Raw genomic sequence first — 18,769 nt, 5'->3', positions numbered from 1 at the left:
TCAACTCAAGCGTTTTGAAAAAACGCACTTCGGAAGCATAGGCTTCGATGCTGAAAACCTGACTTCTTGAACTCTCACTTTTAGAAAATCAGCACATGGTCTTCAGCAGCATCTATTGCATTCATCAAGCAGGAAGCAGCATCAGCATATGTACAAACGGAAAAACAACGATCCAGCTGTCACACCGGTCAAGTATGCCGCCGTGCCCAGGCAAAAGATTTCCCGTATCCTTAATTCCGTAAACCCGTTTATAAGCAGACTGGACCAAATCCCCCAGCTGCCCGACGACCGCGCAGGACAAACCGATGATCAGCGCATTCCCGACAGACAACAGCCCTCCTGAAAACACCGCAAAAACGACAGCCGCCGCTGCGGCCATAACGACGCCGCCGAGGGCGCCTTCGACTGTTTTATTCGGACTGATGGCAGGCCAAAGCTTCGTTTTACCGAAAGCCTTGCCTACAAAGTAGGCTCCTGCATCGCTTGCCCATATGCCAGCCAACAGTAAAAAAGTCCAGAATACCCCGTGGTCCATATGGCGCGACTCCGCAATATAAGAAAATCCGATGCCCACATAGACGATTCCCAAAAACAAAAGGGCTGACGTCCGGATCGTGACCTGATTTTTGGTAAATACCGTAATCAGCATGAATAAGACAAGCAGCAGCCACAACATATTGGCAAGCGGCAATAGCGGCTGGATATTCAACGGTTGATAAGGAAAAACCAGCACCGTGATCCCCAGATAGCCCAGCCATGCGCTTCCACTGCCTGCAGAAAGTCCGATCATACGCACAAATTCATAAAATCCGATCCATGCCATGGCAAGAATGAACAGGTGATAAGGCAAGCCGCCCCACAGGACCATTCCCAAAAACAGGATGCCTGCCACTATACCGGTTATCAATCGCTGTTTCAACGGCTTCCTCCTCCATTTATTTCAGGCCGCCATATCTCCGTGATCTGCGTTGATACTCGGCCACTGCTTCGTATAAGTGCTCTTTGTTGAATTCAGGCCAATAAATATCCGTAAACCATAGCTCGCTGTAGGCCAACTGCCAGAGCATAAAGTTGCTCAATCTCAGTTCCCCGCTTGTACGAATCAACAGGTCCGGGTCAGGGATTCCTTCCGACAACAACGACTTTCCGATGAGCTCAGACGTAATATCCTCTGCTTTGATCGTACCGCCCTCAATTTCACGGCCAATCTTCTTCATGGCTTCGGTAATTTCTAGCCGACTCCCGTAATTGACCGCAAAATTCAGGATAAGCCCCGTATTGTGCTCGGTGCGTCGGATGGCTTCCTCGAAAGCTGCCTGCGTGTGTGAGGGCAGATACTCTTTATGCCCCATCACGCGAACCTGTACGTTCTTCTCAATCAATTCATCCAATTCGATAGCCAAAAATTCTTCCGGCAGCCGCATCAGAAACTCCACTTCTTCTTTTGGACGGGTCCAGTTTTCTGTGGAAAATGCGTACATGGTCAGGTACTTGATTCCCAGCTCATCAGCGGCAATGGCCGTTCTTTTGACTGCCTTCATCCCATTCTGATGACCTACCACTCTTGGCATGCCAAGCCGCCTCGCCCAACGGCCGTTCCCGTCCATAATGACTGCTACATGCTGTGGAATATTGTCTTTTGAAACGGCCGGCGGCTGTTCATCCTTTTGCTCAGCACTCCACCAAGACCGAACCCGATTTATCATACCATTTCCCCCAACATTCTCTGGAAATTAGCCATAGGCGTGAAAAGAGACAAACCCCACCGTAATGGAGGGGCCGCAGGTCTCTTACACTTCCATGATCTCTTTTTCTTTCGCAGCAAGTACTTTATCTACTTCCGCGATGAATTTGTCCGTCGTTTTTTGGATATCGTCCTGATGGCGGCGGGATTCATCCTCGGAAATATCGGTTTTTTCAAGTTTTTTAATATCATCGTTGGCGTCGCGGCGGATATTGCGGATGGCCACCTTCGCCTCTTCACCATACTTCTTCGTCATCTTCACCAACTCGGTTCTGCGTTCTTCTGTCAGGGCTGGCACGACCAGTCTGATCGAAATCCCGTCATTGGATGGTGTCAGTCCCAAATCCGACTTCTGAATGGCACGCTCAATGTCTGCCAGTGAGGATTTATCCCAAGGCTGGATCATCAGCGTCCGGGAATCCGGTGTGTTAATGTTGGCCAGCTGATTCAGCGGAGTCATGGCTCCGTAATATTCAACCTGAACACGGTCCAGCAGGCTCGGTGCAGCGCGGCCGGCGCGCAGTGTGGCAAGATCGCGTTTCAACGCCTGAATGGCTTTCTCCATACGTTCTTCCGCGCTTTTTTTAATGGATTGCGGCATTAATCTACACTCCCTTTAACGATTGTTCCAATTTTGTCCCCAAGCACAACCCGTTTGATATTGCCCTGCTCGGTAATTGCAAATACAATAAGCGGAATGTTGTTGTCCATGCACAACGACGAAGCTGTCGAGTCCATAACACCGAGATTTTTGTTCAGCACATCCAGATAGGTAAGCTGCTCATACTTCTCGGCGGTGCTGTCTTTAAACGGATCGGCAGAATATACGCCGTCCACCTTGTTTTTAGCCATAAGGATGACCTCAGCCTCAATCTCCGCCGCACGCAGCGCTGCGGTTGTGTCCGTCGAGAAGAACGGGTTGCCGGTGCCTGCTGCAAAGATCACGACACGCCCCTTTTCCAGATGGCGGATGGCCTTGCGGCGAATGTACGGTTCCGCAATCTGCTGCATGGCGATCGATGTCTGTACACGTGTCGGCACGTCGATTTGCTCCAGCGAATCCTGCAGTGCAAGGGAATTCATGACAGTAGCAAGCATCCCCATATAATCTGCGGTAGCACGGTCAATCCCGTTAGCACTTCCGGCGATTCCGCGCCAGATATTGCCTCCGCCGCACACGATAGCGACCTCTACACCCAAATCCACAACTTCCTTGACCTGCTGTGCAATGGATGCAATCGTATCGGCGTCAATCCCGTACCCGTTGTTGCCCGAGAGCGACTCACCGCTCACCTTCAAGACGACACGTTTATAAACAGGCTGTTTCAAATGCCCACCCTCCACTATTCAGTTTCTATCTATTTTGATGCCCGTTTGCAAGAAAAGCTCCTGTCTTCAAGCAGGTAGCTTTTCTGGACAAGAGCGCACAATCCGTCCTTACTTGAAAGAAAAGGAACACTGGCGTGTTCCATTTTCCTCCTGACGCCTATACAACCCGTGTAAACGGTATTATTGTTTCACCTGGGACATAACTTCTTCATAGAAGTTATCTTCTTTTTTCTCCAGACCTTCACCCAGCTCGTAACGAACGAAGCGGCGAATGGAGATGTTCTCGCCGATGGTGCTGATTTTCTCGTTCAGCAGCGTTGCGATTGTTTTGTCCGGATCCTTGATGAAGGATTGCTCCAGCAGGCAGAATTCTTCGTAGAATTTACCGATGCGGCCTTCAACCATTTTTTCAACGATTTTCTCTGGTTTGCCTTCGTTCAACGCTTGTGCTTTCAGAATTTCTTTTTCTTTTTCGATCTCTTCAGCCGCAACCTCTTCACGACGAACGTAACGCGGGTTGGAAGCTGCGATGTGCATCGCGATATCGCGAGCGAATTCCTTGAATTGATCTGTTTTTGCAACAAAGTCGGTTTCGCAGTTGATTTCTACGATTACGCCGATTCTTCCGCCAGCATGAATGTAGGATTCCACGACACCTTCAGTTGCGATACGGCCCGCTTTGTTAGCGGCAGCAGCCAAACCTTTTTCACGCAGGAACTCGATCGCTTTCTCGATATTACCGTTCGTTTCTTCCAGCGCTTTTTTGCAATCCAGCATACCTGCGCCTGTTTTTTCACGAAGCTCTTTTACTGCGCTCGCATTAACTGCCATATTAAATTTCCCTCCAAAAAAATTGATTGTTCTAAGTATTAGTTGCACTACTTGCTTTATCCCCAAAAAAAGGGTAGTGAAAGGTTATCCACCTACCAACCACCCTTTTCATTTAATTCATATATTACGAGCCGCAAAAGCGGTATTAAGCAGTAGTTTCTTCGCCTTGGTTAGCTTCCATAACAGCATCAGCCATTTTACCAGTCAGCAATTTAACGGCACGGATCGCGTCGTCGTTACCAGGAATAACATAATCGATTTCATCAGGATCGCAGTTTGTATCTACGATACCTACGATTGGAATACCCAGCTTGCGAGCTTCAGCAACCGCGATACGCTCTTTGCGAGGATCGATAATGAACAATGCGCTTGGCAGACCCTTCATATTCTTGATTCCGCCCAGGAATTTTTCAAGACGATCTTTCTCTTTGCGGAGAATGATAACTTCTTTCTTAGGAAGAACTTCGAATGTACCGTCTTCTTCCCAAGCTTCCAGCTGCTTCAGACGGTCAATACGCTTTTGAATCGTTTGGAAGTTCGTCAGCGTTCCGCCGAGCCAGCGTTGGTTGATGTAGAATTGTCCAGCGCGTGTTGCTTCTTCTTTAACAGAGTCTTGCGCTTGCTTCTTGGTGCCTACGAACAGAATCGTTCCGTTCTCGGCAGCCACGTTTTTCACAAAGTTGTAAGCTTCCTCAACCTTTTTCACTGTCTTTTGCAAGTCAATGATGTAAATACCGTTTCTTTCAGTGAAGATATAACGATCCATTTTCGGGTTCCAACGACGAGTCTGATGACCAAAGTGTACCCCAGCTTCCAGAAGCTGTTTCATGGAGATTACTGCCATCTTCACGCACCTCCTAAGTTTGGTTTTTTGTGTGTTCCTCCGCTGACATCATCTTTCGTAAAAACTCCCGTCCGGAAGCACCCTTTACGAAATTAACCAACGTGTGTTTTTAACACCGTGAATTAATATACCATAAGACATAGGCCGTTGCAACCTAATTTTGGAGAGCCTGTTTCCCATGGATCATTTCGGAGGAGTAGTTATTTTTGTAATGATAGAACTAAAGGTTTCCCCTTCACGGAAGCTGTAGGTTCCGGAGCGGATTTTCGTATTGATTTTATGCTCATTGGCCGCCTTCTGAAAAGCATCCGCATCCTCAATTACGCCTGCCTTCTGCAGACCCTCGGCGACGTTGAGCAAGCTGCTCCCCGGTGTGATGCGGTACCGGATCGGCGGGGCCTGCGGCGCTGCGGGCTGCTCAGGAGCCTGTGCCATGCCGGTCCCTGTTTGCGGTGCAGCAGTCTCCGGGTTATCAGTCTGAGGCCGCTGAGGAGCTTTCGGCTCGGAGACGGCAGCCGTGCTTTTCGGTGCCGTCGGAGCCTCGGGGGTTTGACTGCCCTCGTCTATCACTTTCTGGCGCCATTCTTCCTCGGTCATTAAAGATTCGTCGCTGTCATTGACCTGAAGTCCAAGACGTTGCGCCTCAGCCTCTACTTGTTCGCGTGTAAGCTCCCGTGGAGCAGCGGAGCCGTTCGACTTCCCCTGGCCGATCATCGCGAGCTGGAGCAGCAGCGCCCCCAGAATCAGTCCTGTTCCCATTCCGAGCATAAACGTCCGATTCTTAATCATGCTGGCCCTCCCTCTCGGCCAGCTGCAGGATCAGCTGCACCTCACCGCGCTGCATCCCTGTCTGCCTGACGATGGAATCCAGCGATTTCCCTTGGCCATGCAGGGAGAACAGCTCAGCATAGCGGTCCCGGATCGTCTCCTGAGGCTCGGCCGTTTCTTCGATAGCAACATGTTCCTCAAGAGGAGAGACCAATGTATTCTGCTCCGCCTCCTGAACCGGGGCACCGGAATAGATCTGCTCCCTTACAAGGCCGGCAGCCAACTGCGAAATGTCCGCGCTGTGGCGGTCCTGCCTCTCCAGCTCCACTACCCGCTGCCTGAGTTCAGAGGTTTGCTCCTGCATGGCGGCCAGCCGGGAAGCATGATCCTGTTTCATCTGCGTGACCAGATCAATCAGCTCATCGTTTTCCCGCCCGATATCAGCCATGTACTGCTCAAGTGTAACCTCCATGTTTTTCGCCAAGTCTTCTTCCGGGCTTTTGCCGCCTCCGCGCTTGGGCAGCATCCAGCCGTACATCAAAGCGGCAAGACCCAGCAATACGATATATAACCATGGATCCAAAAAAATCGTCTCCTTCGCGTCCCGTTCATCGCCAATTAAAGGGACAAATCAATATGATGTCCTTTAAACGGATGCTCTGCCTGGTGTACGGCTGGCGGATTATCCTGTGTAGGCTCGGAACCGCGCCGCTTGTTTCGGTGATCCCGGTAGTTCGATTGCCCTTCCCGGTCGCGGACAGCCGCATCGGCGGACTGCTCGACCGCTTCGCTGCGCTGCCTGACCGCCTGCGTCTCTTTCACGGCCTGTTCCCCGAGAAGAGCCTGGTCATTGACCAGTCTGTGCCGGTTTTCGCTTAGAACCTTTCCCGCCTCGCTCGTCCGCGGCACGGCAATTTGCAATTCAACGGCTTTCAAACTCACAGGATCACGCCTTTCTTAGCAGCAGCTGCGCTTGCCAGCCCAAGATAACCGCATACCACCGGAGGGATTAGACCAAAGTGGACATCGTGATGTCCCCATCCTGGTGATAAAACACCATTCGCTGTACAGAATCTTTAATATATTTCGTGTATCTGCCGATAACTATTTTAGAGCCGCTGTAAATAATGCTTCTGACTTCAACTCTGGCCGTATCCGCGTCTTCGAGCATTCTTTCAATCTCCAGAATTCTCGCCCGGTTCTCGTTCTGCTCCCGCTCCGTGGAGACCTTGGTCGCCTTCAGCTTGATGCGCATGGCGGTCTTGTCAGGAGTAAGTTGACCCGCTGCGGCAATCTGATCCAAAAAATTAAGCGCTTTGGACGTCTTGTCCAGGCTGACCTTCTGTTCTTTAAGGAGATTGCGCAGCTCTGTCAATTCGTTGCGCAGCTCGGGCAAAACGCCGACCTCAATGCTGGTAGCCGTAGACATCGTATTGCCGATCGTTCTGGCCGCCACCTTTTCCCCGGCCTGGATGCTTCCGCCGACGATGAGTCCCTTGGCACCGTTGCACAGCACCTGTTTGCCTGCACGCAGGTTGGAATGCATAATGCTTTGCGAGACAATAATATCCGCAGCTGCTGTAACGTTGCCGTCCTGGATAAAGGAACATTTGACATTGTGGCCTGCTTTAACCCAGCCTTTATGATAGCCGATAATACCACCCGTGATCTCGATCGAACCGGCAGCGTCCAGTTCCGCGCCTTCAACTCCGCCGACGACCCTGATATCGCCGTCCGCCTTGACGCGAAACCCTGTGAGGACATTACCGCGGATGACGACCGTTCCGACAAAATTGATGTTGCCAATACTGTAGTCTACATCACCGTTAACTTCGTAGACGGGAAAGACGTTGATTTTATCTTCATCCGTCATCGTCACCATTCCGTCAATGGCAGCGTATAAGGCAGAGCCTTCAGGATGCACAACGACATTTTTACCTGCTTTAAACCTGGCTACTTTGCCTGCGGGGAAGGGGATTTCCTCCCCGGTCACTCCTGTGCCCGGCACCCCGGGCGCGGGATCGATGCGTTCGGCTAAAAGCTGGCCTTTGCGGACGTTGGTCAAACGAATCAATTCCTTATAATCCACTTTACCGTCCTGCGTCTTCAGCGGCCTATGTTCATCAGACTGGCTCATATCTTCCGTCATGCGTATGTAGCCATCTTTCCCGCTGATCGGAGCCACCCCTTCAGCAATCAAGGTTTTGGCGAAAAAAAACTTGTCCGGACTGTCTGCCAGCTGCTGCAGCGCCTGACGTTTGATTCCATAACATATGCTATGTTTCTCCAAATAACTCTCCAGATCCTGAAGCGAGCAATGAAAGCCCTCTTCATGCCTGGAAAATTCCAGGTAAGCCACACTCTTATCCGGGGCAATCGTTATGCTCAAAAACTGATCCAATACATACGCCTGCTCCATTATCCATGCTCCTCTCACATGATAGTGGTGGAGGTTTAATCCTTCCGCATCAGTAAATCCCGCTGCTTGTCCAATGTAGCTCTGAGACGAAGAATAGCTTTGGAGTGCAGCTGGGAAATACGGGAAGGGGATAATGACATAACCTCCGCAATTTCACTAAGGGACAAATCCTCATAATACAGTAAGGAAACGACTATCCGCTCCTTTTCGGTAAGCTTCTCAATACCCTGTACAAGCGCTTCCCGAAGATAGAATTCGTTTACTTTTTGGTCAGGATTTTTGGCCTTTTCATCAACCAGCAGAGACAGCCTTGTCTCCGCTTCTTCTTCCCGGATTGGATCTTCCAACGAATAGATAGACATGACGGCGACCTCCTGCAGCATGTTCTGAAACTCTTTTTCCGATACCTGAAGGTAGCTGCTCATTTCCTCGTCGCTGACGGTCCGCAAATATTTTTGTTCAAGCTTTTGATAGGCATCCTCGATCTTTTTGGCCTTCTCTCTGACGGAGCGGGGAACCCAGTCGCCTTGACGCAGCCCGTCGAGTATAGCTCCGCGCACACGCCATGAAGCATAGGTTTCAAACTGCAGACCGCGCTCATAATCAAATTTTTCGATAGCGTCAATCAATCCCATAACGCCATTGCTGGCCAAATCATCCTTGGATACGTTCTTGGGCAAGCCAACTGCGAGACGGCCGGAAACATATTCGACAATGGGGAGATAGTTTTCAATCAGCTGCTTTTTGGCCTCCAGCTCGCCATGCTCTTTCCAGCGCTCCCACAGTTCAGCGTAATTCAAGTGAGCGGCTTTTCGCTCGGTCATCGGCTTCACCCTCCTCTATTTGTCTGTCAGGTGACGAACTGCCTTCGCCAATTCTTCAGGATCTTTGCTCGTTACGAGTTTGGGCGGATTGAGCGGCTTAAAGTCCGCTGGCTGCAACGGCTCCGAATCCGGCTTCGGTTTCAGCAGATCATTCAAATCCCCGCCTTCGTCAGGGGTAGTAAGGTCCAGATGCGAGCCCAGACCTTTCCCCTGCCCCGCATTGCTGTCCGATTGCGGATAAACGGATGCCGGTTTTTCAGGCCGGGTAAGAATCCCCAGGGCAAAGCGGACCGCAAAAGCGAGCAAAAACCAGACTGCAGAAGCGATTAAGCCGCGGATTAAGCTGGTCACAAGCAAATTGCTGTTAAGGGACAACAGGAATGTCAGCACAAAACCGACGGCTCCGGACCACAAGTTCATGCGCAAGCTTCCAAATAACATGATTACAGTTCCTTTACACCTTTTTGTACGCTTCGAATACTCAAAACACCGGTAAGACAATCGAGCTCAATGGTTCGCCCCACATTGCCGCCCGTATCTTCAGCAATCAGGGGAATCCGCAGTTCCGCCAGCATCGCGCGGCATGATTCCACATTGCGGGGACCGATTCTCATGGTGTCTCCCCCGCTTGCAAAAGCAAACATCTGTGCGCCGCCGGCCATTTTGGCCACAATCCGGCTGCGCACCGCTCCGAGCTGAAGCATTCTGTCCAGCAGCTCAGGCAGGGCTGTATCCGCGTATTTGGCAATATTGATCTGCCCTTCCCGCGCGATATCAGAAAAAGGAAGCATGACATGGGCCATACCTGCAATCTTCAGCTGAGGATCATACATCGTCAATCCGACACACGACCCCAGACCGGTCGTCCGGATCGCATCCGGGAAGCTGGCGACGTTCAAATCCGCCATGCCGACTTTAATTATATTTTTCTCCTCTATCATAACTTAACGGACTCCCAATGACTCGAAAATTTTTTCGAAGGATTCCGGGTCCGGGATGAGGAAAAATTGCCCTTCAATATGATTTTGTCCTTCAAGAAACGATGTGTCAATCAAAAGGGCGTCGTCTCCCATCTGACCAAACTGCAGCAGTCCGTAGCTCAGAATCGCGCCGGCCATGTCCATCGCCAGCCCCGGTACGGTAGGATACATGGACAGCTTTGTGAAGTCCGCCAGGGATGAGAGATAGGAGCCTGCCAAAATGTTGCCGATTTCCGAGAGAGCGGATTGTTCCATATCCGTGAAGCTGTGCGCATCCTCTGATTCTATGCCCGCCAACCGCTGCAGCAGCCCCTTCGCTGCTTCCGGCGCAAGTATGAAGAACAGATTGCCGGGAGCATCCCCCTCTACCCGGAAGAAGATGGTGACAACCAGTTGCTCGGGCCCGCCCACTTTGTCGGCGATGGCCTCAAACGGCAGCAGCTGGACTTTCGGAACCCCCATATCGATGGGCTTGTTCAGAAGCCGGGACAGCGCGGTGGCGGCATTGCCTGCCCCGATGTTCCCGACCTCCTTCAGGACGTCCATTTTGAAATCCTCCAAGTTGTTGAACACGGCCCTATTCCTCTATGCTTTCCAGCTGAACGAGCTCGCTTTTATTCAGCACCTCTGACAGGTTCAGCATGATCAGCAGGCGCTCTTCGCTGATTTTGGCCACACCGCGCAGATACTTGGCTTTGATGCCTCCGACGACTTCGGGCGGCGTTTCAATCGCATCGGAATTCAAATCAATGACATCATTCGCGGAATCGACAATAAAGCCAACCTGCATATCATTGACCGCAACGATAATAATCCGGGTCTGATCCGTATATTCCGTCTCCTCCAGGCCGAAACGGCCGCGCAGATCAATAACAGGCATGACCACGCCTCTTAAGTTGAACACACCTTTAACGAACGTGAATGTCTTCGGCACCCGGGTTATCGGAACCATACGTTCGATGGACTGGACCTTGTCCACTTCCACCCCGTACTCCTCCTCACCCAATTTAAAGACGATAACTTTAATTTCTTCTCCCATGCTCAAAAACCCTCCCCAATGATATTCACGATTCAGAAATCATCCTTATTTAATGAAGACGTTAGGATCGATAATCAAAGCAACCTGCCCGTCACCGAGAATGGTTGCGCCGGAAATGCCCGGAATGGCCGGAAGATATTTGCCCATATTTTTGATGACAATTTCGCTTTGTCCCAAAAAGTCCTGTACGGAAACCGCAGCCAGCTTTTCTCCTTTGCGGATGACCACCACTTCGGTTTCCTCTTCCTCATTCTCGTTGAAATCCGGAACTTCAAAAACTTGACTCAGTGAAATCAGCGGGATGTGGGTTTCACGGAAGGCAATCAATTTATTCCCGTGCACCGTACGGATTTTATCACGCTTCACAATAGCTGTTTCGACAATGGAGGACAATGGAATCGCATATTTCTCCGAACCGATCTGCACCATCATCGCCGCGATAATCGAAAGTGTCAGCGGCAGCTGAACAGAGAAGTTGGTTCCTTTGCCAGGAGTAGAGAAAATCGTTACATTTCCGCCGAGGGAAGTGATTTTCGATTTGACCACATCTAGCCCCACGCCCCGGCCGGATATATCCGAGATGACCTCGGCGGTGCTGAAGCCGGGTGCGAACAGAATCTGGTAGGCTTCCTCGTCCGTCAGGGCCGCCGCCTTCTCCTGAGTCAGAATGCCTTTGTTAATCGCGTTCCTCAGCACCTTTTCACGGTTGATGCCCGCTCCGTCGTCCTCGATCTCGATAAACACGTTATTGCCGCTGTGGAAGGCGCGGAGATTCACTGTTCCCGTGTCCGGCTTGCCTGCGGCAAGCCGGTCTGCCACCGACTCGATCCCATGGTCAACCGAGTTGCGAAGCAGGTGAACGAGCGGATCGCCGATCTCGTCGATCACCGTACGGTCCAGCTCCGTTTCAGCACCCGTGATGATCAGATCCAGTTTTTTATCCAGCGATTTGGCCAAATCGCGCACCATTCGCGGAAAACGGTTAAATACGGTATCCACCGGAACCATGCGCAACTTCAGCACGATATTTTGCAGATCTGCGCTGACACGACTCATATGCTCAACCGTTTCCGTCAGGGCCGGATTCCCCGCTTCACTGGCCAGCTGCTCCAGCCGGACCCGGTCAATCAGCAGCTCGCTGAACAGATTCATCAGCACATCCAGACGTTCAATATCGACACGGATCGTCCGGTTTGGCGCAGGAGGAGCGTTTTTCACCGAGGGCTTGGCCGCCGCTTTGACTGCTGGAGACGGGCTCTTGCCGGCACCCGCTTCAGGAGTATGAACAGCTTCCGCAACAGCTGCGGCCATTTCCGCAGAAGCGGCTTTGACGGCTTCTATGCTCTCGTTGCTCATCTGCTTCAGCGACTCTTCATCCAGTTCGGTAAGTTCCGCTTGCTCGACTTCGGAAATGCCGAGAATTTCTTTTTTCAGCTCGTCCGCTTCTTTCTGTGTGATGAAGTACAGCGAGAAGCTGCGGTCGAATCTTTCCTGTTCGATATCCTGAACCGATGGATTGGCTTTCACGATTTCCCCGGCGTTTTCCAAAGCGTTAAATACCATAAACGCCCGCGCCGCTTTCAGCTGGCTCTCTTCACTGATGGCGACTTGAACGTACAGCACGCGATGACCTTCCTTGATGGACTGCTCCAGCACGGAATACTGGAACTGGTCCAGTGCAAGTCCCGCGTTGTCCAGGGCGGCGTTGGAGGTCACAGCTACTTCCTGCCCGGCTGATGAGGACTGGAAATCACCGTTCACAATGGATTGCAGTGCAGCAACAATAGAGGAGACGTCCGCTTTTCCTTCACCGCCTGCCGTGATATCCTGAACCATCGACTCCAGGGCGTCCAGGCCTTTGAACAAGGTGTCAAATATGAATTCCTGCATCGCCAGCTTTTCGTTGCGCACCAGATCGAGCACATTCTCCATCTGATGTGTAAGCGAAGCCAGGTCTTCAAAGCCCATCGTTGCAGCCATGCCCTTCAGCGTATGAGCCGAGCGGAAAATCACCTGGACGATGCCAAGATCGGTCGGATTGCTTTCAAGCTGAAGCATATTTTCGTTAAGAGATTGCAGATGATCATTCGACTCATCAATAAACATACTTAAATACTGATTCATGTCCATTGTGAGACACCTCCTCCTCAAAGTTTTGTGAGCATTACTACCTTGACATCTCTTCGTGCAAAACTACCTCGGAAGCATAAGCTTTGAGTTACACTCCGATTATTTCACAACTTGTATTAACTTGGGGCCGATTTCCTGCAAAGGCAGGAGATGCTTTACACATTTTAATTCCACCGCAGAGCGGGGCATGCCGTATACGACGCAGGTTTCTTCATTTTCCGCAAAGGTGGATTGCACTCCTTTGTCATACAGCAGCTTCATCATCCTGGCCCCGTCGCTGCCCATCCCTGTCAGCAGAACGAGATGACGTTCAAGGGAAGTGAAAGGAACAAGGGATTCAAACATGGTGTCCACCGAAGGCCTGTGGCCGTTGCGCGGCTCCTCGGACGTAAGAGAGATGGTATACCTGCTGCCGTTTCCTCCGGCAACTTTCATCTGGTACCCCCCTGGAGCGATGTAGGCCGTTCCGTTCTCCAGCAGCATTCCCTGCTCGGCCTCCACCACCTTAAGCCTGCTGAGAGTGTTCAGACGCTGGGCCAGGGAGCGGGTGAAGTTCGGCGGCATATGCTGTACAATCACGATTGGCGCCGGAAAATTGCCCGGAAGACTTTCCAGCAGCGTCTTGAGCGCTCTTGGTCCACCGGTTGAGCAACCGACTGCGACCAGCTTGCGCAGATCGGCAGCACCACCAGAGCTTCTGACCTGAGCAGGCACAACGGCAGGCTGGTGCGTCTCCACAAGCGGAGCGGCAGGCTGCTTTGGCTGCTCCGGCATGTTCTGTGGCGCCGGTGTCTGAGCCTCAGGCTCGAATCTCTTGCCGTCGGCCGCTTTGGCGGCTTGCCGGGCAGACATGTCAGGGATGGAAGCTTTCCGGATGCCCTTGCCTGAAGAGATAGGCGCCATTCCAGGGCGCTCTGCCATCCTTTTCTGCTGCGAATCCGGCTTCGTCCACCGCTGAAATGACGATGAGGCTGGCGGAACAGGCGGAACTACAGGCGGCTTCTGCTCAACCACCTGCTGCTCCGGCTGGTTATTCGCCTCTTCCGTGCGGGCTTTCGCGGACTGCCTGGCCGCCTTCTCCAGGTCCGCTCTTTCCTGGGAAGCCTTTTTCAGCTCTTCCTCTCGGTCAGCCCGCCGTTTTACCGCCTGTATGGCGGTTCTCATCTGTTCAAGCAGGGACGCCCCAACCTGCTGAATATCCTGGGAATGGGAGACGGAAGGCTTGCGGATAAAATCAAACGCCCCGGCCTCCAGGGCCATAATCGTCTCCTTCATTCCTTCTTCATTGATCCCTGACAGCATGATCACCGGCAACGGATGCTCCTGCATAATGATTTTCAACGCCTCAAGGCCGTTCATTTCAGGCATTTCCACATCCATTGTCACCAAATCGGGCTTAAGCTCCCGGATTTTGTCCAAAGCTTCCTTTCCATTTGCTGCGGTACCGGCAATTTCAAAAGAAGAGTCCTTTATAATCAAATCGGAGATAATTTTCCGCATAAAGGCAGAATCATCCACGACCAGTACCCGAAAAATTGCCAATTTACAACACCTCTGTTTCCCTTATCTCAGAATCATTTTGCCCTAGCGCCGAAGCCATTTCCGTATAAAACCCTTGATTCCGGCCAAGGTTTCAATTTCCGCCGCAACAGGCATTAGAGCAAAACGGTGCGCCAAACGCAAAATATCCTTGGAGGCCGGGCAGCCCGGATATGCGAGTGAAAAAGGAACCTGCTTTTTGACAGATTGCGTTACATGCTGGTCATCATGGATATATCCCAGAAGCGGGATATTCAATCCGAGAAAACGGTGCGCCACCAGCGAAATTTTATCGGCAACCTGCAGGGCCTCATTATCGTTATCGGCACGGTTGACGATAATCTTAAATACCGTGTCCTTTTGCACCCCGTTCACGACTTTAATCAGCGCATAGGCATCTGTAATGGAGGTAGGCTCCGGTGTAGTAATGACCAGACATTCGTCAGCCGAGGTGATAAATTTCAGATTTTCTTTGGACAGGCCGGCACCTGTATCAAAAAAAACATAATCCATCTCAGCCGCCAGTTCTTCCACCTGCTCCGCAAAGTATTCCAGATCCTGCTCCGACAGGGAAAATAGCTCGCTTATCCCCGATCCCCCCGGTATGTAGGGCAGTGAACCGGCTCCGTTCTGTACAATCTCCGCCATCGTCTTCTCCCGTCTCAGCACATGAGCGAGATTGTATTTGGAGGAGGAGCCCATGAGAACATCAATATTCGCCATGCCTATATCCGCATCAAACACCAGTACCCGTTTGCCCATGCTTTGCAGTGCGAGCGCAAAATTCAGTGCAAAATTGGACTTGCCCACACCTCCTTTGCCGCTGGAAACCGTAACGATTCTGGCCTGTGAGCTTCGTTTGGGGGGACGGCTTATTTCATGCTGTGAAGCCATTTGTCTCAACGATTGGGCCTGGTCGCTCATACACAGTCCCCCAACAGCATTCCTGTAATCATGCCTGTGCCAGGTATCAGCAGATCCTCGGGAACGTTCTGCCCGTTGGTCATATAAGACAATGACAACAACGGGTAATGCCGAAGAACATTGAATATGGCGCCTATGCTGCCTGTTTCATCCATTTTGGTAAATATCACTTTATCCAGTCCATACTTGTTGAAATGTTCGGTAATCTCGAGCATATCCCTGGATTTCGAGGTCAGACTCAAGACCAGATAGGTTTCGCTCTCCTCAATCGGCGCCAGCAGACTTTGGAGCTCAGACACGAGCAGTTCGTTTCTGTAATTCCGTCCGGCTGTGTCCATCAGAATGAGATCACATTGCTCGAGCCTTTGCATCGCCCGCTGCAGATCACCGGGAGATTGGACCACCTCCAGCGGAACATTCAAAATCGTGGCATAGGTCCGCAGCTGATCCACCGCTGAAATCCGGTACGTATCGGAAGTAATGAAGCCGACCTTGCGCTGGTATTTGAAAAGCTGCTCTGCAGCCAGCTTCGCGATCGTTGTCGTTTTGCCCACACCGGTCGGGCCTGCGATGTATACGATTTTGGTGTTTGAGGAAATCCTCCCGCCAAAACGGCGGCTGAGGAACTGCTGTATTTCCCCCTCCAGGGCGCTCTTAAAAGAGAACTCCTCTAATGCAGCGCCGCTTTCTCCCTGGTGCTGCAGTACCCGCTCCAGCCATTCGTTCGCCAGTTCTTGTTCCACCTCCTGATCCAGCAGCCGCTCGTGCAGAGCCAGAGCCTGCTCGGGCAAGGCAGGTGAGGTTTGCGTAAAACGTGAAATCCGGCTCATCATTGCTTTCATCTCGCGGAGTTCTTCAAGCAGAGCATCTTGCGCTACAGGGGCTGGCGTACCGCTGTCTCTCCCACTGACATGCCTGTCAGCCAATCCAGCAGCCGTCACATCGGAAGAGGCAGCTTCACGCCGGACGCTCCTGTCCGCGCTTCTCTCCGGCGCTTCAGCAGGTTTACGTGGCGGCTCCGCCGCTGCCTGCCCCTGCTTGTCTGCCCCTTCATTGCCCTTGTTCAACAATTCGGCCGTTCGTTTATAAGCATCGGGAGCGACCACACGGGCGATGGATGCCTGCGGAGCAGAGGGCAGCTTTTGCGTTGTTTGGACGGCTGTGCTGGAAGAAGACGTCCGGGCGGACGAGCCGGTCTCCTTCTCCACCGCAGCAATGACCTCGATTCTCTTTTTGGAAAACAGCCCCAAAAACCCGCCAACTTTCAGTTCTTTGGTGCTTAGAATGACTGCATCATTGCCGAGGTCACCCCTGATTTGCTGCATCGCTTCAGGCATCGTTTCAACAACGTATCGTTTCACTCTCATAAGTTCACCACCCCGACACTTTGAATTTCAACGTTCGGTTCAAGCTCACTGTAGGATAAAACCGGAATATCCTGCATCGTCCGTTCGATGACCTGGCGCAGATACATGCGAATGGTCGGTGATGCCAGGACAATCGGCTGCTGGCCTGATTGAATCAGCCGGTTAATCTGTTCAGTGAGCTTTTGATATACAGTCTGAGTGGAGACCGGATCGAGCGCCAAATAACTTCCCTGCTCGGTCTGCTGCACGCTTTCCGCAATTTTCTTTTCCAGTGCCGGACCGACCGTAATGACCTTCAGCGTATCTCCCTTCTGGGAGTATTGCTGTGTAATCTGGCGTGAAAGCGCCTGTCTTACATATTCAGTAAGCACGTCCGGATCCTTCGTATAGGTGCCGTAATCAGCCAGTGTTTCAAAGATCGTAACCATGTCCCGGATCGATATTTTTTCACGAAGCAGCTTGGCCAGCACCTTTTGCACGTCTCCCACTCCAAGCACGGAAGGAATCAGCTCGTCCACCAATGCCGGATAATGCTCCTTCAGGTTGTCGATCAGCGCCCTGGTCTCCTGTCTGCCTAGCAGCTCATGGGCATGCTTCTTGATCGTTTCCGTCAAATGGGTGGCTACAACGGACGGAGGATCGACCACTGTGTAACCCGATAGCTCCGCAATATCCTTCGTTGACTCATCGATCCATAAAGCAGGCAACCCAAAAGCAGGCTCTGTCGTTTCGATTCCCGATACGGCATCATCATCGTAGCCTGGGCTCATCGCCAGGTAGTGATTCAGCAGCAGCTCACCGCTGCCTACGTTGTTGCCTTTAATTTTGATGATATACTCATTGGGCTTGAGCTGGATGTTGTCCCGAATCCGAATGACAGGGACCACCAGTCCAAGTTCCAGAGCACACTGCCGGCGGATCATAATGATCCTGTCGAGCAGGTCTCCTCCCTGCTGGGTATCGGCCAGCGGAATCAGCCCATAGCCAAACTCGAATTCGATCGGGTCCACCTGCAGGAGGTTAATGACACTCTCCGGACTGCGGACCTCTTCAATCTGCTGCTCCTCTTCCATTTGTTCGTCCTCGATCGACTTACGCGCAATATTCTGCTGCATTCTACGCGCAACAAAAAACAGCAGGAGCGCAAGCGGCAGTGTCGTCATCCCATGAATCGGGGTGAAAAATCCGAGCAGCGCCACGGTAACCGCCACAATATAGATCAGTTTGGGGAATAAAAACAGCTGGCTGGACAAATCCTGGGCCAGGTTGCCTTCGGACGAAGCGCGGGTAACGATCAGGCCCGCAGCCGTCGAGATAAGCAACGCCGGAATCTGGCTGACCAGCCCGTCGCCGATTGTCAATACGGAGAAGGTTGACAGAGCTTCCTGAAAGCCCAGCCCCATGATAGCCATGCCGATAATAAAACCACCGACCAGATTGATGATCAGAATAATGATGCTCGCAATGGCATCACCTTTAACGAATTTACTGGCACCGTCCATCGCTCCGTAAAAATCGGCTTCCCGTTCTATTTTGCTTCGCCGTTCACGCGCCTGCTGCTCATTGATGAGACCCGCGTTCAAATCCGCGTCAATGCTCATCTGCTTCCCAGGCATGGCGTCGAGCGTAAAACGTGCGCCTACCTCGGCAACGCGCTCCGAGCCTTTGGTAATGACAATGAATTGCACGACGACCAGGATCAGAAACACGACGAATCCGACGGCAATTTGACCGCCCGCGATCCAGCTTCCGAAGGTGGCGACCACTTCCCCAGCATGCCCTGTCCCCAAAATAAGCTTGGTCGTGGACACGTTCAGCGCCAGGCGGAACAGCGTCGTAATCAGCAGCAGGGCCGGGAAAATGGAAAATTCCAGCGCTTCCTTCGTACTCATGGCCACCAGCAGTATCATAAGCGCAAGTGAAATATTAATAACAAGCAGTATGTCGAGCAGCCATGCAGGAATCGGAAGTATCATCATCAGCACGATGCCGATAACGCCTCCAAGGACAGCTATATCTTTTGTCTTCAAT

20 protein-coding genes are annotated in these 18,769 nt (G+C 51.8%); all 20 read right to left on the bottom strand.

Annotated features, from left to right (window positions below; all coding sequences use genetic code 11):
• Positions 1-124: 124 nt before the first annotated feature.
• Positions 125-919 (bottom strand): phosphatidate cytidylyltransferase, encoded by a 795-nt coding sequence (locus tag ACE41H_RS07380; RefSeq protein WP_375354408.1) that lies wholly within the window; start codon positions 917-919, stop codon positions 125-127.
• A gap of 16 nt (positions 920-935) precedes the next feature.
• Entirely contained in the window at positions 936-1,706 is a 771-nt protein-coding gene (uppS, locus tag ACE41H_RS07375; RefSeq protein WP_375354406.1) for an undecaprenyl pyrophosphate synthase, read from the bottom strand.
• Positions 1,707-1,790: 84 nt separating this feature from the next.
• Complete coding sequence (frr, locus tag ACE41H_RS07370; RefSeq protein WP_375354404.1) at positions 1,791-2,345, bottom strand: ribosome recycling factor; 555 nt, start codon at positions 2,343-2,345, stop codon at positions 1,791-1,793.
• Positions 2,345-3,073, bottom strand: a complete 729-nt coding sequence (gene pyrH / locus ACE41H_RS07365; protein ID WP_375354403.1) for a UMP kinase — start codon at positions 3,071-3,073, stop codon at positions 2,345-2,347. Before pyrH ends, frr begins: the two co-directional genes overlap by 1 nt.
• A 180-nt stretch (positions 3,074-3,253) precedes the next feature.
• Positions 3,254-3,904 carry a translation elongation factor Ts gene (gene tsf, locus ACE41H_RS07360; protein WP_375354517.1) on the bottom strand — a complete coding sequence of 217 codons (651 nt, stop codon included), beginning with the start codon at positions 3,902-3,904 and terminating at the stop codon, positions 3,254-3,256.
• Positions 3,905-4,049: 145 nt separating this feature from the next.
• Entirely contained in the window at positions 4,050-4,748 is a 699-nt protein-coding gene (gene rpsB, locus ACE41H_RS07355; protein ID WP_375354402.1) for a 30S ribosomal protein S2, read from the bottom strand.
• A gap of 183 nt (positions 4,749-4,931) precedes the next feature.
• Positions 4,932-5,537, bottom strand: a complete 606-nt coding sequence (locus ACE41H_RS07350; RefSeq protein WP_375354400.1) for a peptidase — start codon at positions 5,535-5,537, stop codon at positions 4,932-4,934.
• Entirely contained in the window at positions 5,530-6,099 is a 570-nt protein-coding gene (locus ACE41H_RS07345) for a hypothetical protein (protein ID WP_375354398.1), read from the bottom strand. The genes ACE41H_RS07350 and ACE41H_RS07345 overlap by 8 nt, the downstream gene beginning before the upstream one ends.
• Before the next feature lie 35 nt (positions 6,100-6,134).
• Entirely contained in the window at positions 6,135-6,458 is a 324-nt protein-coding gene (locus ACE41H_RS07340) for a hypothetical protein (RefSeq protein WP_375354396.1), read from the bottom strand.
• Positions 6,459-6,525: 67 nt separating this feature from the next.
• Entirely contained in the window at positions 6,526-7,935 is a 1,410-nt protein-coding gene (locus ACE41H_RS07335; protein WP_375354394.1) for a flagellar assembly protein A, read from the bottom strand.
• 35 nt (positions 7,936-7,970) lie between these two features.
• Positions 7,971-8,759 carry a FliA/WhiG family RNA polymerase sigma factor gene (locus tag ACE41H_RS07330; protein WP_375354392.1) on the bottom strand — a complete coding sequence of 263 codons (789 nt, stop codon included), beginning with the start codon at positions 8,757-8,759 and terminating at the stop codon, positions 7,971-7,973.
• A gap of 15 nt (positions 8,760-8,774) precedes the next feature.
• Complete coding sequence (locus ACE41H_RS07325) at positions 8,775-9,200, bottom strand: hypothetical protein (RefSeq protein WP_375354390.1); 426 nt, start codon at positions 9,198-9,200, stop codon at positions 8,775-8,777.
• A gap of 2 nt (positions 9,201-9,202) precedes the next feature.
• The gene (locus tag ACE41H_RS07320) at positions 9,203-9,700 is read right to left on the bottom strand and encodes a chemotaxis protein CheD (protein WP_375354388.1); all 498 of its coding nucleotides are present in this window, start codon (positions 9,698-9,700) and stop codon (positions 9,203-9,205) included.
• A gap of 3 nt (positions 9,701-9,703) precedes the next feature.
• Entirely contained in the window at positions 9,704-10,285 is a 582-nt protein-coding gene (locus ACE41H_RS07315) for a chemotaxis protein CheC (protein WP_375354386.1), read from the bottom strand.
• Between the two features lie 31 nt (positions 10,286-10,316).
• Complete coding sequence (locus ACE41H_RS07310) at positions 10,317-10,778, bottom strand: chemotaxis protein CheW (RefSeq protein ID WP_375354384.1); 462 nt, start codon at positions 10,776-10,778, stop codon at positions 10,317-10,319.
• 45 nt (positions 10,779-10,823) lie between these two features.
• Positions 10,824-12,908, bottom strand: a complete 2,085-nt coding sequence (locus ACE41H_RS07305; protein ID WP_375354383.1) for a chemotaxis protein CheA — start codon at positions 12,906-12,908, stop codon at positions 10,824-10,826.
• A 99-nt stretch (positions 12,909-13,007) separates the two neighbouring features.
• Positions 13,008-14,450, bottom strand: coding sequence for a protein-glutamate methylesterase/protein-glutamine glutaminase (locus ACE41H_RS07300; protein WP_375354381.1), 1,443 nt, complete (start codon positions 14,448-14,450; stop codon positions 13,008-13,010).
• Positions 14,451-14,492: 42 nt separating this feature from the next.
• Positions 14,493-15,371 carry a MinD/ParA family protein gene (locus tag ACE41H_RS07295; protein ID WP_375354379.1) on the bottom strand — a complete coding sequence of 293 codons (879 nt, stop codon included), beginning with the start codon at positions 15,369-15,371 and terminating at the stop codon, positions 14,493-14,495.
• On the bottom strand, positions 15,368-16,738 hold the full coding sequence (gene flhF, locus ACE41H_RS07290; RefSeq protein WP_375354378.1) for a flagellar biosynthesis GTPase FlhF: 1,371 nt from the start codon (positions 16,736-16,738) through the stop codon (positions 15,368-15,370). The genes ACE41H_RS07295 and flhF overlap by 4 nt, the downstream gene beginning before the upstream one ends.
• Positions 16,735-18,768 (bottom strand): flagellar biosynthesis protein FlhA, encoded by a 2,034-nt coding sequence (gene flhA, locus ACE41H_RS07285; RefSeq protein WP_375354376.1) that lies wholly within the window; start codon positions 18,766-18,768, stop codon positions 16,735-16,737. Before flhA ends, flhF begins: the two co-directional genes overlap by 4 nt.
• Between the last annotated feature and the right edge of the window lies 1 nt (position 18,769).

It is taken from the genome of Paenibacillus enshidis (assembly GCF_042136365.1).
Lineage (GTDB): Bacteria > Bacillota > Bacilli > Paenibacillales > Paenibacillaceae > Paenibacillus > Paenibacillus enshidis.
This window is presented reverse-complemented; position numbering and strand designations above follow the sequence as displayed.

What these genes read in the sequence shown, in the direction of transcription:
- uppS (WP_375354406.1), bottom strand. Translation starts at nt 1,706, where the DNA reads ATGATAAATCGGGTTCGGTCTTGGTGGAGTGCTGAGCAAAAGGATGAA.
- frr (WP_375354404.1), bottom strand. Translation starts at nt 2,345, where the DNA reads ATGCCGCAATCCATTAAAAAAAGCGCGGAAGAACGTATGGAGAAAGCC.
- tsf (WP_375354517.1), bottom strand. Translation starts at nt 3,904, where the DNA reads ATGGCAGTTAATGCGAGCGCAGTAAAAGAGCTTCGTGAAAAAACAGGC.
- rpsB (WP_375354402.1), bottom strand. Translation starts at nt 4,748, where the DNA reads ATGGCAGTAATCTCCATGAAACAGCTTCTGGAAGCTGGGGTACACTTT.
- ACE41H_RS07350 (WP_375354400.1), bottom strand. Translation starts at nt 5,537, where the DNA reads ATGATTAAGAATCGGACGTTTATGCTCGGAATGGGAACAGGACTGATT.
- ACE41H_RS07335 (WP_375354394.1), bottom strand. Translation starts at nt 7,935, where the DNA reads ATGGAGCAGGCGTATGTATTGGATCAGTTTTTGAGCATAACGATTGCC.
- ACE41H_RS07330 (WP_375354392.1), bottom strand. Translation starts at nt 8,759, where the DNA reads ATGACCGAGCGAAAAGCCGCTCACTTGAATTACGCTGAACTGTGGGAG.
- ACE41H_RS07325 (WP_375354390.1), bottom strand. Translation starts at nt 9,200, where the DNA reads ATGTTATTTGGAAGCTTGCGCATGAACTTGTGGTCCGGAGCCGTCGGT.
- ACE41H_RS07320 (WP_375354388.1), bottom strand. Translation starts at nt 9,700, where the DNA reads ATGATAGAGGAGAAAAATATAATTAAAGTCGGCATGGCGGATTTGAAC.
- ACE41H_RS07315 (WP_375354386.1), bottom strand. Translation starts at nt 10,285, where the DNA reads ATGGACGTCCTGAAGGAGGTCGGGAACATCGGGGCAGGCAATGCCGCC.
- ACE41H_RS07310 (WP_375354384.1), bottom strand. Translation starts at nt 10,778, where the DNA reads ATGGGAGAAGAAATTAAAGTTATCGTCTTTAAATTGGGTGAGGAGGAG.
- ACE41H_RS07305 (WP_375354383.1), bottom strand. Translation starts at nt 12,908, where the DNA reads ATGGACATGAATCAGTATTTAAGTATGTTTATTGATGAGTCGAATGAT.
- ACE41H_RS07295 (WP_375354379.1), bottom strand. Translation starts at nt 15,371, where the DNA reads ATGAGCGACCAGGCCCAATCGTTGAGACAAATGGCTTCACAGCATGAA.
- flhF (WP_375354378.1), bottom strand. Translation starts at nt 16,738, where the DNA reads ATGAGAGTGAAACGATACGTTGTTGAAACGATGCCTGAAGCGATGCAG.